The organism is Psychrobacter sp. (assembly GCF_030457785.1).
Taxonomy (GTDB): Bacteria; Pseudomonadota; Gammaproteobacteria; order Pseudomonadales; family Moraxellaceae; genus Psychrobacter.
Window position 1 is genome coordinate 1 of record NZ_JAKDUI010000287.1, and the last position, 2,182, is coordinate 2,182.

The 2,182-nt window shown below is 45.0% G+C and carries 2 protein-coding genes; one reads left to right on the forward strand and one right to left on the reverse strand.

Annotation, left to right across the window (positions count from 1 at the left end):
- Window positions 1-334 precede the first annotated feature (334 nt).
- Entirely contained in the window at window positions 335-697 is a 363-nt protein-coding gene (locus L0J61_RS10600) for a DUF962 domain-containing protein (RefSeq protein WP_301466406.1), read from the forward strand.
- A 184-nt stretch (window positions 698-881) separates the two neighbouring features.
- On the opposite strand, the gene hemL is transcribed toward L0J61_RS10600, so the two are convergent.
- On the reverse strand, window positions 882-2,182 hold a 1,301-nt coding region (gene hemL, locus L0J61_RS10605), incomplete at its 5' end, for a glutamate-1-semialdehyde 2,1-aminomutase (protein WP_301466405.1).

Below are 2,182 nucleotides of genomic sequence, written 5' to 3' on the forward strand. Positions count from 1 at the left end.
ACTTCAGCTGTAAAAAACTCTAACAGCCTTCGCTGTACTTTTTTACTTAGTTTACAACGGGTTATCTTCATAAAAGTAGTCTAGCATAGTGCTTATCTACTACAGCCCCTAACTTAATGAAATATTCTTGATGATGATTACTTAAGGACAAGTCTTAATATCAGCCCAAGGACAGGATAAGTGCATAGCGCTATTTTTTCTGACCTGCACCTGTCTCCACCAAGTAGTTTTTCTTTATTCATATTCATCACTCACTAGCAAGGACGCTAAACCAATGAACCAAACCACCACACCACACACGACCAAAACATCGGCTGCTCACCATATCGATGGTATGGACAACACCAATAAAGACATTACAAAGGCAGCCAAGCCATCGCCGCAGAAGTTTTATGATTTTTACTTAGACGAGCACCAAAACATGGCTTGCCGACGCCTACACTTCGCTGGTAGCAGCTTTGGGCTATTAGGGCTGGCAAAATCTGTCAAGACTCGCTCGCCAAAACCTTTGATTAAAGGAATTGCTGCAGGATATGCTTGCGCGTGGGTCAGTCATTTTTTCTTCGAAAAAAACAAACCTGCGTCGTTTAAATTTCCACTGAAAAGCTTCGCCAGTGACTTTCGCATGTACAGCGATGTACTACGCGGCAACCTAAGTCTCAAAAACCGCAAATACGATAAACCTCGAAAGGGCTAACGAACGACATAAATCATCAACAATGCTTCTATCGAATGCCTCTATCGGTAGCGGCTTAAACACACCTCAACCATATCTTTTGTGATAATAAGTTATAAGTAAGGTTTAGCCACAAGAAAACCAGCCACATTTACCTACCATGGCTGGTTTTTTTGTACAGCACCTAATACGACAGCTGTCTGAGCTACGCTTTTGCCATCTCAGAAAATATCTCATCAGCAGCCTGAATAGACGCTTCGATGTCTGCGTCACTGTGTTTGATAGACATAAAACCGGCTTCGTAAGCAGAAGGTGCCAAGTAAATGCCACGCTCTAACATGCCATGGAAGAAAGTATTAAACACATCCATATCACACTCTGTCACATCGTCAAAATTCTGAGGAACAGTGGTCGCGGCATCTTTGACAAAGAACATCCCAAACATACCACCCAATTTATTGGTGCGTAAGTTGATACCGTATACATCCGCAGCTGCTTGGAAGCCATCAATCAGTTGATCTACTTTCGCTGACAGCTCATCATAAAACCCATCCTCAGATAAGTCTTCAAACATAGCGATACCGGCATGCATCGCTAGAGGATTACCTGATAGCGTGCCCGCTTGATACACGCCGCCAAGTGGCGCGATACAAGACATAATCTCTTTTTTGCCACCAAAAGCACCAACTGGCAAGCCTGCACCAATGATTTTACCAAAGCAGGTCAGGTCAGGTTCGATACCGAAATGCGCTTGTGCGCCACCAAGTCCAACACGAAACCCTGTCATGACTTCATCAAAAATCAATACCGCACCATTCGCTGTACACTCTGCACGTAAGGTATCGTGAAAGTCTTGGCTAGGCACGACCATATTCATGTTGCCCGCAATCGGCTCCAAAATCACACACGCAATCTCTTCACCCCATTTTTCGAAACAGTCTTTAATCGCTTGCGGGTCGTTATAAAGCAGCGTAATGGTGTGCTTGGCAAAATCTGCTGGCACGCCTTTTGACGTTGGCTCACCAATATCGAGCATACCTGAGCCAGCTTTGACCAACAAGCTGTCTGAATGCCCATGATAACAGCCTTCAAACTTGACGATTTTGTCACGCTGGGTGTAGCCGCGCGCCAGACGAATCGCACTCATGGTCGCTTCTGTACCAGAGCTGGTCATACGAATCATCTCAACACTCGGAACGAGATCACAAATCTTGCCTGCGACCGTAGTCTCAAACGGCGTTGGCGTACCAAAGCTCAGACCATCATCGGCGGCTTTTTTGACTGCATCAATCACTTTTGGATGTGCATGACCCAAGATCATAGGACCCCAAGAGCCGACATAATCGATATAAGCATTGTCTTCAGTGTCATAGATTTTGCTACCGTTAGCACGGTGCATAAATATAGGCGTGCCACCTACCCCTGAAAATGCGCGAACAGGTGAGTTCACACCACCTGGAATATGTTTTTTTGCTTGTATAAATAACTGGTCGTTTTTGGTACTCA

What these genes read in the sequence shown, in the direction of transcription:
- L0J61_RS10600 (WP_301466406.1), top strand. Translation starts at nt 335, where the DNA reads ATGGACAACACCAATAAAGACATTACAAAGGCAGCCAAGCCATCGCCG.